Origin of the sequence: Bradyrhizobium sp. 1(2017), from assembly GCF_011602485.2 — a bacterium.
In the GTDB taxonomy this organism is placed as follows: domain Bacteria; phylum Pseudomonadota; class Alphaproteobacteria; order Rhizobiales; family Xanthobacteraceae; genus Bradyrhizobium.
Map to the genome: position 1 here is coordinate 648,733 of NZ_CP050022.2, position 13,864 is coordinate 662,596.

General features: G+C 65.0%; 14 protein-coding genes. 6 read left to right on the forward strand and 8 right to left on the reverse strand.

Annotated features, from left to right (window positions below; translation table 11 throughout):
- Positions 1-172: 172 nt before the first annotated feature.
- Complete coding sequence (locus HAP40_RS03015) at positions 173-1,429, reverse strand: aspartate kinase (RefSeq protein WP_166810917.1); 1,257 nt, start codon at positions 1,427-1,429, stop codon at positions 173-175.
- Between the two features lie 152 nt (positions 1,430-1,581).
- On the opposite strand from HAP40_RS03015, the gene HAP40_RS03020 reads away from it, so the two are divergent.
- The 4 genes from HAP40_RS03020 to HAP40_RS03035 all read left to right on the forward strand — a co-directional run bounded on the left by HAP40_RS03020 (position 1,582) and on the right by HAP40_RS03035 (position 4,387).
- Positions 1,582-2,049 carry a PH domain-containing protein gene (locus HAP40_RS03020; RefSeq protein WP_166810915.1) on the forward strand — a complete coding sequence of 156 codons (468 nt, stop codon included), beginning with the start codon at positions 1,582-1,584 and terminating at the stop codon, positions 2,047-2,049.
- A gap of 14 nt (positions 2,050-2,063) precedes the next feature.
- Positions 2,064-2,831, forward strand: coding sequence for a bifunctional 2-polyprenyl-6-hydroxyphenol methylase/3-demethylubiquinol 3-O-methyltransferase UbiG (gene ubiG / locus HAP40_RS03025; RefSeq protein WP_166810913.1), 768 nt, complete (start codon positions 2,064-2,066; stop codon positions 2,829-2,831).
- A gap of 110 nt (positions 2,832-2,941) precedes the next feature.
- Positions 2,942-3,223 carry a GIY-YIG nuclease family protein gene (locus tag HAP40_RS03030; protein WP_166810911.1) on the forward strand — a complete coding sequence of 94 codons (282 nt, stop codon included), beginning with the start codon at positions 2,942-2,944 and terminating at the stop codon, positions 3,221-3,223.
- Positions 3,224-3,487: 264 nt separating this feature from the next.
- The gene (locus HAP40_RS03035; RefSeq protein ID WP_166810909.1) at positions 3,488-4,387 is read left to right on the forward strand and encodes an EamA family transporter; all 900 of its coding nucleotides are present in this window, start codon (positions 3,488-3,490) and stop codon (positions 4,385-4,387) included.
- Between the two features lie 28 nt (positions 4,388-4,415).
- On the opposite strand, the gene HAP40_RS03040 is transcribed toward HAP40_RS03035, so the two are convergent.
- From HAP40_RS03040 to HAP40_RS03055, 4 genes are read right to left on the reverse strand one after another with little or no spacing between them, the layout of a single operon-like run.
- A complete protein-coding gene (locus tag HAP40_RS03040; protein ID WP_166810907.1) occupies positions 4,416-4,904 on the reverse strand; it encodes a DUF1178 family protein in 489 nt (162 codons plus the stop codon).
- Positions 4,901-5,779 carry a carbon-nitrogen hydrolase family protein gene (locus HAP40_RS03045; RefSeq protein WP_166819171.1) on the reverse strand — a complete coding sequence of 293 codons (879 nt, stop codon included), beginning with the start codon at positions 5,777-5,779 and terminating at the stop codon, positions 4,901-4,903. Before HAP40_RS03045 ends, HAP40_RS03040 begins: the two co-directional genes overlap by 4 nt.
- The gene (gene grxC, locus HAP40_RS03050) at positions 5,776-6,051 is read right to left on the reverse strand and encodes a glutaredoxin 3 (protein WP_166819172.1); all 276 of its coding nucleotides are present in this window, start codon (positions 6,049-6,051) and stop codon (positions 5,776-5,778) included. Before grxC ends, HAP40_RS03045 begins: the two co-directional genes overlap by 4 nt.
- A 35-nt stretch (positions 6,052-6,086) precedes the next feature.
- Complete coding sequence (locus HAP40_RS03055) at positions 6,087-6,896, reverse strand: ComF family protein (protein ID WP_166819170.1); 810 nt, start codon at positions 6,894-6,896, stop codon at positions 6,087-6,089.
- A gap of 137 nt (positions 6,897-7,033) precedes the next feature.
- Here HAP40_RS03055 and HAP40_RS03060 point away from each other — a divergent pair, with 137 nt between their 5' ends.
- Complete coding sequence (locus tag HAP40_RS03060; protein ID WP_166819169.1) at positions 7,034-7,882, forward strand: methyltransferase domain-containing protein; 849 nt, start codon at positions 7,034-7,036, stop codon at positions 7,880-7,882.
- Between the two features lie 57 nt (positions 7,883-7,939).
- On the opposite strand, the gene HAP40_RS03065 is transcribed toward HAP40_RS03060, so the two are convergent.
- From HAP40_RS03065 to HAP40_RS03075, 3 genes are all read right to left on the reverse strand, one after another.
- Positions 7,940-8,350, reverse strand: coding sequence for a (deoxy)nucleoside triphosphate pyrophosphohydrolase (locus tag HAP40_RS03065; protein WP_166819168.1), 411 nt, complete (start codon positions 8,348-8,350; stop codon positions 7,940-7,942).
- A gap of 10 nt (positions 8,351-8,360) precedes the next feature.
- On the reverse strand, positions 8,361-9,602 hold the full coding sequence (argJ, locus tag HAP40_RS03070; protein WP_166819167.1) for a bifunctional glutamate N-acetyltransferase/amino-acid acetyltransferase ArgJ: 1,242 nt from the start codon (positions 9,600-9,602) through the stop codon (positions 8,361-8,363).
- Positions 9,603-9,705: 103 nt separating this feature from the next.
- On the reverse strand, positions 9,706-10,620 hold the full coding sequence (locus tag HAP40_RS03075; RefSeq protein WP_166819166.1) for a peptidylprolyl isomerase: 915 nt from the start codon (positions 10,618-10,620) through the stop codon (positions 9,706-9,708).
- A 347-nt stretch (positions 10,621-10,967) separates the two neighbouring features.
- Between HAP40_RS03075 and secA the strand changes: the two genes are divergently transcribed.
- Positions 10,968-13,808 (forward strand): preprotein translocase subunit SecA, encoded by a 2,841-nt coding sequence (gene secA / locus HAP40_RS03080; RefSeq protein WP_166819165.1) that lies wholly within the window; start codon positions 10,968-10,970, stop codon positions 13,806-13,808.
- The last annotated feature ends 56 nt before the right edge of the window (positions 13,809-13,864 follow it).

Sequence of the window (13,864 nt, forward strand, 5' to 3'; positions counted from 1 at the left end):
CAGATTTGACCCTTGTGCCGAATCGGCACCGCCTCAACTGGGGCACAGTTTATGGCAGCCCACCCTGTCCGCCCTATAGCGAATTGGGGCTTGTTTTGCCAAGCAAAACGCCTGCCAAACGCGAAAGTGTGGACACCTTCGCGTTTGCTGCGACCGCTAAGAGAATATTCCTCTAGGTCTGATCGAGGCCGTAGAGCGTGTGCAGGGTGCGCACTGCAAGCTCGGTATAGGCGGTGTCGATCAAAACCGAGAATTTGATCTCGGAGGTTGTAATGGCCCGGATGTTGATATTCCGTCCGGCGAGGGCCGAGAACGCCTGGGCGGCGACGCCGGCATGGCTGCGCATGCCGCTGCCGATCACCGAGATCTTGGCGACGTCGGTGGCGGTATCGAGCCGGGCATAGCCGATCTTGGCCTTGGCGGCGGTAATCGTGTCCTTGGCGCGGGTGTAGTCGGCGGCCGGCACCGTGAAGGTGAGGTCGGTGGTCTTGCCGTCTTCGGACACGTTCTGAACGATCATGTCGACGTTGATGTTGGCCTCCGCCAGCGGGCCGAAGATCGAGGCCGCCACGCCCGGCTTGTCCTCGATCTGGCGCACCGAGATCTGGGCCTCGTCCTTGGAGAAGGCGATACCGGTGACGACGTGGCTTTCCATGATCTCCTCCTCGCTGCAGATCAGCGTGCCGGGCGGCTGGTTGGCATGCGGGTCGATATCCTCGGGCTTGTCGAAGCTCGAGCGGACGAAGATCGGCATGTTGTGGACCATGCCGAGTTCCACCGAACGGACCTGGAGCACTTTTGCGCCCTGGGAAGCCAGTTCCAGCATGTCTTCGAATGCGATCTTGTCGAGCCGCTTGGCCTTCGGCACGATTCGCGGATCGGTGGTGTAGACACCGTCGACATCGGTGTAGATATCGCAGCGGTCGGCCTTGACGGCGGCGGCGACGGCCACGGCCGAGGTGTCGGAGCCGCCACGGCCGAGCGTGGTGATGCGGTTTGTCTCGGGATTGATGCCCTGGAAGCCGGCGATGACCGCGACCTCCTTGCGTTCCTGGAAGCGCTTGATGATCTCGCTACCGTCGATGTCCTCGATCCGGGCCGAGGCATGGGCGTCGCTGGTCTTGATCGGGATCTGCCAGCCCTGCCAGGAGCGGGCCTGAATGCCCATGCCCTGCAGCACGATGGCAAGCAGGCCTGACGTCACCTGCTCGCCGGATGCGACGACGGCGTCGTATTCGCGCGCATCGTGCATGGGCGAGGCCTCGGTGCACCAGGCGACCAGCTCGTTGGTCTTGCCGGACATCGCAGAGACGACCACGGCCACTTCATGGCCGGCGTCGACCTCACGCTTCACATGGCGCGCGACGTTGCGGATACGTTCGATGTTGGCGACGGACGTGCCGCCGAATTTCATCACGAGGCGGCTCATGACGACGCGTGCATTCCCTCATAAGGATCAGTATGGTGACCGCACCGGACGGGTGCCTCGCGGATACCGACCGCGCGTATACAGAGCGGCGGGGCCGGGGGCAAGCGGGTTCCTGCGGGGGCAGGGCGCGGGGTAGTAGGTTAACCGAGGTCATGGCGCGTTATATCGACGAGATCCTGCAACCGGGCGAGCGGGTGCTGTATTCGACCAATGCGCACTGGATCTTCCATTTGCCGGCCATCCTGGCCTGGATCGTGGCCCTGGCCCTGCTCGTCCTGTCATGGCAGACCACAGTCAATGGGCTCATGATGCTGTGTCTCATCGGCGCAGGGCTGGTGGCTTTGGCAGCCCTGTTCTGGACCGTGAAGGGCTGGTTCCATCGCTTCACCACCGAGACCGACGTCACCAACCTCCGGGTTGTGCACAAGACCGGGTTCATCAAGCGCCGCACCTTCGAGATGGCGTTGGATAAGGTCGAGAGCGTCGATGTCGACCAGACCATTCTTGGACGTATTCTCAACTACGGCGACGTGACGATTCGCGGCGTCGGCGAGGGGATCGAGACGATCCGGACCATCGCCTCGCCGCTCGCCTTCCGTAGTTCGATCACCACGCGGTAGGACCGCGCGTAACCATGAGCATGCAGCAAAACACTTCCGCCACCGCCCAGCCGGGCTCGACCGTCGACGCCGCCGAGATCGTGAAATTCTCGAAACTCTCGGCGGAGTGGTGGGATCCCAAGGGCAAGATGGCGCCGCTGCACCGGATCAATCCGCTGCGGCTCGGCTACATCCGCGACGCCGCCTGCCGCAAGTTCGAGCGCAATGTGCGCAGCCTCAACTGCCTCGCCGGCCTGCGCGTGCTCGACATCGGCTGCGGGGCGGGTCTCTTGTGCGAGCCGCTGTCGCGGCTGGGCGCACAGGTCATCGGCGTCGATCCCTCAGTCAGCAACATCGCCGCCGCAAAGCTTCATGCCGGCAAGAGCCATCTGTCGATCGACTACCGCTGCACCACGGTGGAGGAGATCGATCCGCGCGAGCGCTTCGACATCGTGCTGGCGATGGAGGTGGTCGAGCACGTCACCGACGTCGGCGTCTTCCTGAAGCGCTGCGCATCGATGTTGAAGCCGAACGGCCTGATGGTGGTGTCGACGCTGAACCGGAACTGGAAGAGCTTTGCGCTCGCCATCGTCGGCGCCGAATACGTGCTGCGCTGGCTGCCGCGCGGCACCCACGAATGGAACAAGTTCGTCACCCCCGACGAGCTCGCAAAATACCTGCTCGACAACCGCCTCGTCGTCACCGAGCAGAGCGGCGTCGTCTACTCACCCTTCGCCGACAAATGGACCCTCTCCTCCGACATGGACGTGAACTACATGGTGGTCGCGGAAGGAATGGTGTGAGGGGCCGTGAGTCAGACGCGAGCAGCTGCCTCTCGGACAGTGTCGTCCCTGCGAAAGCAGGGACCCATAACCACGGGCCGCTGTAATTAGCCAAGACAGGCGTTCCGAGCATGTACTACGTCTACATCCTCGCCAGCCGCCATCACGGAACGCTCTATATCGGGATAACTAACTCGCTCCAGAAACGCCTGGAAGAGCACCGCGCCGGCAAAGGTTCGGAGTTCGTCAAGCGCTATGGCGTGCACAGGCTCGTCTACACCGAGGCCTATGAGCGAGCCGAAGAAGCGATTGCTCGCGAAAAGCAGCTCAAGCGCTGGAAGCGCGACTGGAAGATCGAGCTGATCGAACGCGACAATCCGGAGTGGCGCGATCTGAGCGACTTGCTTGTTTGATGGGGGGATCGCGCCAATTCCGCGCTGTCGTCCCTGCGAACGCAGGGACCCATACCGCGGAATTCATCGGTGGTGGCGCAGTGATAGACGCGCGGGCTGCTAATCTTCGCGAAACTGCTCCCTGGGGTTATGGGTCCCTGCGTTCGCAGGGACGACAGCGAGATTGTTGCGAGAGCATCACACCCATGACATCCACGTGATTGACCTGCCTCGCTGCTGGCGGCAGGTTGGCTGCACTTTTCTCCTGCCCTAGCCCCGCACCCCATGCTCACCGTCGCCAGCCTCTGGATTCCCTTCACCGTCGTTGCTGCGCTGGGCCAGGTCGCGCGCAATGCGATGCAGCGGTCGCTGACCAAGCCGCTGGGGACCTGGGGCGCGACCAATATCCGCTTCCTGTTCGGCTTTCCGTTCTCGCTGCTGTTTCTGGGTGTGGTGCTGGTCGCGACCGGCGATCATCTCGGCATGCCACCGGCCGTGTTCTGGCCATGGCTCCTGCTCGGGGCACTCAGCCAGATCGTCGCCACCGGGCTGATGCTGCTCGCGATGAACGATCGCTCCTTCGTGGTGACGACGGCCTACCTCAAGACCGAGGCGATCCAGACAGCGATCTTCGGCTTCGTCTTTCTCGGCGATCACCTGACCTGGCTGAAAGTGCTCGCGATCGTGATCGCCACTGTCGGCGTCGTCATTACCGCGCTGCGGCCGGGCGGCGAGAAGAGCTTTGCCGAGCTGAAGCCGACCATCACCGGCCTCGTCGCGGCTGCGGCGTTCGCGCTTTCCGCGGTCGGCTTTCGCGGCGCCATCATCAATGTGCCGGGCGTATCGTTCGTAACCGCCGCATCGTTCACGCTGGTGCTCGGCCTGTTCGTGCAGACGCTGGTGCTGACGATCTATCTGCTTTGGCGCGCGCCGGACGTGTTGCGGGGCATCCTCGGACTATGGCGGCCGTCGATGCTGGCGGGCTTCACGGGCGCCTTCGCCTCGCAATTCTGGTTCCTGGCGTTCGCGCTGACGGCCGCCGCCAATGTCCGCACGCTCGCCCTGATCGAGGTGCTGTTCGCGCAAGCCGTGGCATACTATTCGTTCAAGCAGCCGATCGCGCCGCGCGAGCTTGCAGGCATCGCGCTGATCGTCGTCGGGGTAGCTGTGCTGGTGGGAGCTTAGCCGTCGTTCGCCGGAACGACGGCAACCGTCAATTCCGGTCTTCCGGCAACGTCGGCAGCGGCGAGACCTCGATGCCCTCGTCGATCAGCGACTTGGCTTCGTCGGGCGAGGCCTCGCCATAGATCGGCCGGTGCTCCTTGTCGCCGTAATGCATGGCGCGGGCTTCATTGGCGAAGCGTTCACCGACATTGTCGGCGTTCTTGACGATATGGTCGCGCAATTCCTTCAGCTTGGTGCGCAGCTCGCGCTCCTGCGCCATCAGCAGCGAGGTCGGTCCTGATGGTGCAGCCTCCGGCGCAGGCGTGGCGTTCGCGGTGGGCTCCGGCGGCGGCGCAGCGCGTCCGCGCCCCTTCTTGCCGACGATGCGCGGAGCCATGATCGCCTTGTCGACCTTGGCCGAGCCGCAGATCGGGCAGGTCACGAGCTTGCGCTTGACCTGCGAATCATAGGCCGACGAGCTCTGAAACCAGCTCTCGAATTCGTGGTTCCGGTCGCAGTGCAGCGCGTAGCGGATCATGCCGATCCTCGCACCAGATGCAAATGGTCCGGCCCGGCCTTGGCATCGGCGACGCCGAAGCGACGGCCGTGCTGGAGCGATGGGATCGCCCGGCGCGCGGTCTCGACCTTGGCAGGATCGATCGTGGCCATGATGATACCGGGCTCGACGTCGCCCTCGGCGAGAATTTCGCCCCAGGGATCGATGATCAGGGAGTGACCATAGGTCTCGCGCTTGTTTTCGTGGGTGCCCGCTTGTGCGGCGGCGAAGATGAAGCAGCCGGTCTCGATTGCGCGCGAACGCAGCAGCACATGCCAATGCGCTTCGCCGGTCTTGCGGGTGAAGGCCGAGGGTACGGTGATGAAGGACGCCCCGCTTTCGGCGAGCGCGCGGTAGAGCGCGGGAAACCGCACGTCGTAGCAGATCGTCAGCCCGACGCGGCCCCAGGGCAGGTCGGAGATCACGGCCGTCTCGCCCGGCTGGTAATTGGCGGATTCGCGATAGCTCTCGCCGTCCGGCAGCTCGATGTCGAACATGTGGATCTTGTCGTAGCTCGCGAGCACGTTGCCCTCGGGCCCGATCAGAAAGGAGCGGTTGACCGCTTTCTCGGGCGAGAAGCGCAGCGCCAGCGAGCCGACATGGAGGTGGATCTTCAGTTCCGCCGCCAGCGCGCGATAGGCTTTGAGTGAGGTGTCGTCCTCCTCGCTCTGCAGATGCTCGAACAGCGCCTTGCGGTTCAGCTGCATCATGTTGCTGACCTCGGGCGTCTGCACGTAGTCGGCGCCGTTCGCCGCCGCCTGCCGGATCAGCTTGGTGGCCTGCGCCAGGCTCGGCTCCGGCATCAGGCCGGTGCGCATCTGCACCATGGCCGCGGTGAATGTGCGGTTCTCGCTCATGAGACGGCCTTGATGCTGTCGAGCATGCCGTCGAGCTTGCCTTCGCGGTCGAGCGCATAGAGCTCGTCGCAGCCGCCGACATGGGTTCCGCCGATCCAGATCTGCGGGAAGGTCGAGCCCTGGCCGGCGCGGTCGTACATGTCCTGCCGCCAGGCCGGATTCTTGGCGATATCGAACTCCGTGAAGGCCGCCTTCTTGCGGGTCAGCAGGGACCTTGCGGCGGAACAATAGCCACAGCCCGGCCTAGTGTAGATCTCGACGGCAGCAGTCATGGCGTCCAGCGCTTTCATCTCATGAATTCATTGAATTATATGGGACGGGGGCCGCTCTCGACAACCCGGGCAAAGACCAGCACGTCGACCTGGGCCGCCTTTGCGCGCAGCAGGGCCCGCGCACAGGTGTCCAGCGTCGCCCCCGATGTCAGGACGTCGTCGACCAGGACGATACGGCGGCCCTGAATCTCGGCCTGGCGGTCGGGGGATACCTGGAACGCGCCCTGCACGTTGGTGGCGCGCCGGGCCCTGGACAGGCCGATCTGCTGCTCGGTGGCGCGCACCCGGCGCAGCAGGTCGCCGCGCACCTTCACGCCGCTTTGCCGCGCGATGATCTGGGCCAATGCCCCGGACTGGTTGTAGCGGCGTCGCCAGGCCCGCCGCCAATGCAGGGGAACCGGGATCAGCATGTCGGCGCCGGAGAGCAACTCGCCGCCTGCGCGGGCCATCCAGCGGCCCATGGCCGGCGCCAGATCGGTCCGGTCCTGGTATTTCAGGGCATGCACCAGCGTGCGCGCGACGTCGTCATAGCGCACCGCCGCGCGGGCCCGCTGGTAGGCCGGCGGGCTCGCGATCGCCTCCATCGACAGCATGTCGGGACCGGGGTCGTAGACGAAGGGAATGCCGAGCCGCGGGCAATAGGGCCGCTCGATGAACGACAGCCGCGCCCAGCAGGACGCGCAAACGCCCTCGCCATCGACCGGCTCGCGGCAGGAGACGCACTGCGTTGGCAGCGCGATGTCGAGGGCGAGCCGTACCGCACGCGACAGCACGTGGCGGCCGGCCGACCACGCCGCCCGCAAGGGTGCGGCGATGGAGCGGGCGGGGACGGTTTCGGCTTCCATGACGGGAGGCTAGCGTTCTGCGACAATCCACTCAAGCCGCACTCTCGTGCCCCGGATGCAGCGCAAGAGCGCTGCGGCGCGTCCGGGACACGAGAGAGGAGATTGCAATAGCGAGCACGATCAGCGTAACCAGCGCCATGGCCCAAATTCCGCAAACCCCGCCCGCCCTGTTCGATCGCGCCTTGCTGCACGCACGGCAGCGGCGTGCGGAGGTGCAGGGGGCCGCGACGTTCCTGCTCGATCGTGTCGGCGAGGACATGTCGGACCGGCTGGCGGCAGTGATGCGGGAATTTCACGCGCCGGCTGATCTCTGGACACCCGGTGAGGGGCTTGCTGCGTTGCGTACGCGGCTCCCGTCGATCGAACGGATCGCGCCCGACGCGGCGGGTGCGGAAAAACTGCCCTTCGCACCCGATAGCCTCGATCTCGTCGTCTCGGCGCTGGCGCTGCAATTCGTCAACGATCTGCCGGGCGTGCTCGCGCAAATCCGCCGCGCGCTGAGGCCTGATGGCCTGCTGCTCGCCGCGATGATCGGCGGCGACAGCCTGACCGAGCTGCGCCAGGCCTTTGCCGCGGCTGAGGCCGAATGCGAGGGTGGCGTTTCGCCGCGCGTCGCACCGTTCGCCGATCTCAGGGACATCGGCGCGCTGTTGCAGCGGGCGGGCTTCGCGCTGCCGGTCACCGATGTCGATCGTGTCGTGGTGCGCTATGGCAATGCCTTCGCGCTGATGCAGGATCTCCGCCGCATGGGCGCTGCCAATGTGCTGATCGAGCGCCGGCGTGCGCCGACGCGTCGCGCGACCCTGTTGCGCATGGCCGAGATCTACACCGAACGCTTTGCCGATGCCGACGGCCGCATCCGCGCCACCTTCGACATCATCTGGCTGTCCGGCTGGGCGCCGCATGCGAGCCAGCAGCAGCCGCTCAAGCCGGGGTCGGCGAAAGCGAGCCTGGCCGAGGCGGTGAAGAAGGCGGGGGAGAGTTAATTCGAGATTCCGGGTTCGCGCTCTTGCGCGCCCCGGAATGACGATGCAAGGGCATCGTCACATCAGCAGATCGATCAGATGCGGGATCAGCGGAATGTCCGCGGGCGGCATCGGATAGTCGCGCAGCTTGTTGGCGCGGACCCAGGCCAAGGCCTGGCCTTCGCGTGGCGTGACCTGCCCTTCCCAGCGCCGGCAGATGTAGAGCGGCATCAACAGATGGAAGGTCTCGTAGCCGTAGCTCGCAAATGTCAGCGGCGCGAGGCACGGCTCGGCGACGGTAATACCGAGCTCCTCGTGAAGCTCGCGGATCAGGCTCTGTTCGGGCCGCTCGCCCGGCTCGAGCTTGCCGCCGGGGAATTCCCAGAGCCCCGCCAGGGCCTTGCCTTCGGGGCGCTGCGCGATCAGGACGCGCTTGTCGGCGTCGACCAGCGCGCAGGCAACCACCAAGGTCAGTTTGAGATCGGCCATCGGCGTCCGCTCAAGACCTGTAATCCCCGTTGATCGCGACATATTCCTTGGTGAGGTCGCAGGTCATGACGCGGTCGCGGCCCTTGCCGAGACCGAGCGAGACCAGAATCGCGATCTCCGGCGCCTTCATCGCTTCCGACACCTGGGCTTCGTCGTAGGACGGATCGCGCGCGCCGCTCCTGGCGACGCGGATGCCGTTGAAGGAGATCGACAGCTTGTCGCGGTCGGCCGGCTCGCCGGCCTTGCCGACCGCCATCACCACGCGGCCCCAATTGGCGTCCTCGCCGGCGATCGCGGTCTTCACCAGCGGCGAATTCGCGATCGACATCGCGATCTTGCGCGCGGAGGCCTTGGTCTTGGCGCCCTCGACGGTGATCTCGACCAGCTTGCGCGCGCCTTCGCCGTCGCGGGCCACCTGCTCGGCGAGATTGGCGAGCACCTGGTTGAACGCCTTGACGAAGGCCTTCAGGCGCGGGTCGCTGGCGCGGCTGATCCTGGGCGCGCCGTGCTCGGCCGCAGCCCCCGTCGCGAAGGCCAGCAGCGTGTCGGAGGTCGAGGTGTCGCCGTCGATCGTCACGGCGTTGAACGTGTCCTCGACGCCGCTCTTGAGCAGGGCCTGCAGCGCGGCGGGCGCGATCGGCGCGTCGGTGAAGATGAAGGACAGCATCGTAGCCATATCGGGCGCGATCATGCCGGCACCCTTGGCCATGCCGTTGATGGTGACCTTGGCCTTGCCGAGCTTGACGGTGGCGGTCGCGACCTTCGGGAAGGTGTCGGTGGTCATGATTGCCTTGGCCGCGGTCAGATAATCGCCGGGCTCGGCGGTTTCGGCGAGACGGCCGAGCACGCCGTCGAACTTGGTTGCGTCCAGCGGCTCGCCGATCACGCCGGTCGAGGCCAGGAAGATCTCGCTTTCGCTGCAGCCGACCGCCTTGGCTGCAATCTTCGCGGTCAGCGCCGTCGATGCCCGGCCGGTCTTGCCGGTGAAGGCGTTGGCGTTGCCGGAATTGACGACGAGCGCGCGGGCCTTGCCGCCCTTCAGCTTGGCACGGCACCATTCGACCGGTGCCGAGGGGCATTTCGACCGCGTGAACACGCCGGCGACCGCGGTGCCCTTGTCCATCACCGCCAGCAGCACGTCGGTGCGGTTCTTGTAGCGAATGCCGGCCTCGGCCGTCGCCAGGCGGATGCCCGCGATCACGGGCATGTCGGGAACGGTTTTCGGGGCGAGCGGGGAGACGGAGGAGGACATCGCGGGGGGCGCCTTGGTGGGGTCTGGATATGCAGATGGCCGGGGGATGCCCGGCCATTGCGACGTTAGATACTATTGGCGTCCGTGAAGTGACAGCGAATTCTTACTTCTTCGCCGGCGGCGCCATCTTGCTGTCGGAAGGCTTGGCCGCGTCGGCCGGCTTGGCGTCCGCCGCCGGCTGGTCCAGCCGCTCGACCTTGGCCTCGGCGCGCAGCTTGGCGACGTAGTCGGCCTGGGCCTTGCGGGTCACGTATTGCTCGATCTGGGCCTTGACCTGCTCGAAGTCCGGCGCCTTGCGGTTGCGCTTTTCCTCGACCTTGATGATGTGCCAGCCGAACTGCGACTTCACGGGATCGGAGATCTTGCCCGGCTCCAGCGAGAAGGCCACGGCCGAGAATTCCGGCACCATCTGTTCCTTGGTGAAGAAGCCGAGGTCGCCGCCGTCGGCCGAGCCCGGATCCTTGGACTTCTTCTTGGCGAGTTCGGCGAAATCGGCACCCTTGTCGAGCTCGGCCTTCACCGCCTTGGCCTCGTCCTCGGTCTCGACCAGGATGTGGCGGGCGCGCACCTCCTGCTCGCCGGTGATCTGCTTGGAGGCCTCCTCATAGACCTTCTTCATGGCGTCGGGGGTGGTGGCGGCCTTGCCCTCGTTCGCGAGCAGGCTGTCCATCAGGAGGCGATTGCGGGCGAACGCCAGGCGCTTCTTGAACTCCTCGCTGTCGGCGATCTTCTTGTCCTCGGCGGCCTTGCCGACGATCTTCATGTCGATCAGGAACGACAGGACGTTCTCGTCCTTGGTCGCCGGGTCCATCTGGGCGAGGCTCGGTCCGAGCTCCTCCTCGGCCATGGTGACGTCGCTTTTCTTGATTTCCGCGCCATTGACCTTCGCCAGCACCGGATCGTCGGCGGCCCGCAGCGGCCCGGCGAACGCCAGGGACAGCGCCAAGGCGAGGCAGCCAGCCAGGGCGGACGCATGGCGGAAACGCTGGCCGGTGGTTACCGGGAACGAGGTGGTCATGGAAAATCCTTATGTTGAAGCCGGGGGCTGCTCAAGCGGGCGGACACTCGCCCAATCAAGGGGGCTTGGCAACGCGAAAAGTCTGTCAAAATGATGAATTAGCCGCAATGCGGCCGCCGTTGACAAGGCTAGGGGCCGGCCATATCTCTGCCCGGTCGCGTCCATGGCGATGGCGTTTATTTTGCTGCGTTTTTGGCCGTTGAACCCAGACTTGCTCAATTCCCACCCATATGGCGGACGACCCCCGCGGGCCGAGGGCGCCATCGGCGTCACGGTGAGTTGAATAAGCAGGCGGGTGACAACTTCTTGGCTGCAACGCGGTTAAATCGCGAACACAGGAATTAGGCATGATCGGCGCGCTCGCCCGCAAGTTTTTCGGCTCCGCCAACGACCGGCGGGTGAAGGGATATCAGTCCCGCGTCAACGCGATCAACGCGCTGGAGGCAGAGGTCTCGAAGCTCTCCGACGAGGCGCTCAAGGCCCGCACGGCGGAATTCAAGGAGCAGCTCGCCGAGGGCAAGACGCTCGACGACCTCCTGGTGCCCGCCTTTGCCACGGTGCGAGAGGCCGCCAAGCGCACGCTCGGCCAGCGCCATTTCGACGTCCAGCTGATCGGCGGCATTGTGCTGCACGAGGGCGACATCGCCGAGATGAAGACCGGCGAAGGCAAGACGCTGGTGGCAACGCTGGCGGTCTACCTCAATGCGCTCGCCGGCAAGGGCGTCCACGTCGTCACCGTCAACGACTACCTCGCCCGCCGCGACTCCGGCTGGATGGGCCAGATCTACAGTTTCCTCGGCCTGACCACCGGCGTGATCGTGCATGGCCTCGACGACGCAGAGCGCAAGGCGGCCTATGCCTGCGACATCACCTATGGCACCAACAACGAATACGGCTTCGACTATCTGCGCGACAACATGAAGTACCGGCTCGAGGACATGGTCCAGCGGCCGCACTTCTATGCCATCGTCGACGAAGTCGACTCCATCCTGATCGACGAAGCGCGCACGCCGCTGATCATCTCCGGCCCGCTCGACGACCGCTCCGACTTCTACAACACCATCGACGGCTTCCTGCCCAAGCTCGACAAGACCGACTACGAGGTCGACGAGAAGCAGCGCACGGTGACGCTGACCGAAGGCGGCATGGAGAAGATCGAGACCCTGCTCCGCGATGCCGGCCAGCTCAAGGGCGAGTCGCTCTACGACGTCGAGAACGTCTCGGTCGTGCACCACATCAATCAGGCGCTGCGCGCCCACACGCTGTTTACGCGCGACAAGGACTACATCGTCCGCGACAACGAGGTCGTCATCATCGACGAGTTCACCGGCCGCATGATGGCCGGCCGGCGCTATTCCGAAGGCCTGCACCAGGCGCTGGAGGCCAAGGAGCACGTTCAGGTCCAGCCCGAGAACCAGACGCTGGCCTCGATCACCTTCCAGAACTATTTCCGCATGTACGAAAAGCTCGCCGGCATGACCGGCACGGCGCTGACGGAAGCGGACGAACTGTTCGACATCTACAAGCTCGAGGTCGTGGAAATCCCGACCAATCTGTCGGTCGCCCGTCTGGACGAGGACGATGAGGTCTACCGCACCCAGAACGAGAAGTACGCCGCGATCCTCGCCGAGATCGAGCGCGCCAATGCGCGGCTGCAGCCGGTGCTGGTCGGCACGGCCTCGATCGAAAAATCGGAAGTGATCGCCGAATATCTCAAGAAGCACGGCTATCGGCAGATCGATTTCGGCAACGAGAATTCGATGCAGAAGCTGTACGCCGCCGCCCGCGCCGGCAAGCCGGCAAAACTGTTCGCGGTGCTGAACGCACGCTTCCACGAGCAGGAAGCCTATATCGTCGCCGAAGCCGGCGTCCCCGGCGCGATCACGATCGCGACCAACATGGCCGGCCGCGGCACCGACATCAAGCTCGGCGGCTCGCTGGAGATGCGCATCCAGCAGGAGACCGCAGGCATCGAGGACGAGGCCGAGAAGGCCAAGAGGATCGAGCAGATCAAGGCCGACATCGCCCATTTCCGCGACATCGTGCTGAAGGCCGAGGAGACCGTCGAGGTCGAGCCGGCGAAGGGCTCCAAGCCCGCCAAGACCGTGAAGAAGCCCGGCGGACTCTACATCATCGGCTCCGAGCGGCATGAATCCCGCCGCATCGACAACCAGCTGCGCGGCCGGTCCGGCCGTCAGGGCGACCCCGGCCGCTCGAAATTCTTCCTGTCGCTCGAAGACGATTTGATGCGCATCTTCGGCTCGGACCGTCTCGACAGCATGCTCCAGCGTCTCGGCCTGCAAGAGGGCGAGGCCATCATCCATCCCTGGATCAACAAGGCGCTCGAGAAGGCACAGCAGAAGGTCGAGGCGCGCAACTTCGACATCCGCAAGAACCTCTTGAAGTTCGACAACGTCCAGAACGACCAGCGCAAGGTGATCTTCGACCAGCGCGTCGACCTGATGAAGGACGAGAGCGTCGCCGAGACCGTCACCGACATGCGCCACGCCTTCATCGACGATCTCGTCGCCAAGCACGTGCCCGAGCATGCCTATGCCGAGCAGTGGGACGTCGCCGGGCTGAAGGACGAATTGAAGCGCGTGCTCGATCTCGACCTGCCGGTCGACGAGTGGGCCAAGGAAGAAGGCATCGCCGACGAGGAGCTGCTGTCGCGCATCGAGACCAAGGCCGACGAGCACATGGCGGCCAAGGTGGCGCAATGGGGCCCCGACGTGATGCGTTACGTCGAGAAGACCATCCTGCTCCAGACCCTCGACCATCTCTGGCGCGAGCACCTGATCATGCTCGACCATCTGCGCCAGGTCATCGGCCTGCGCGGTTACGGCCAGCGCGATCCGCTGCAGGAGTACAAGACCGAGGCCTTCAATCTCTTCCAGGAGATGAGCGCTCACTTACGCGAGGCCGTCACGGCGCAGCTGATGCGCGTCGAGATAGTCCCGCCGGAGCAGGAGGCTCCTGTTCTGCCGGCGATGGAAGCGCACAAGTTCGACCCGAATACCGGCGAGGACGAAATGGCCATCGCCAAGGTCTCGCTCGGCGCCCAGGCCACTGATGCAGCGTTGCGCGATCCCAAGAACCCGGCCAGCTGGGGCAAGATCGGCCGCAACGAGGACTGCCCGTGCGGCTCGGGCAAGAAGTACAAGCACTGCCACGGGCGGTACGCTTAGCCAGCGCTTCCAACGAGTTAGCTAATTCGACTGTCCAAAACCCCGTCGTCTTTGTC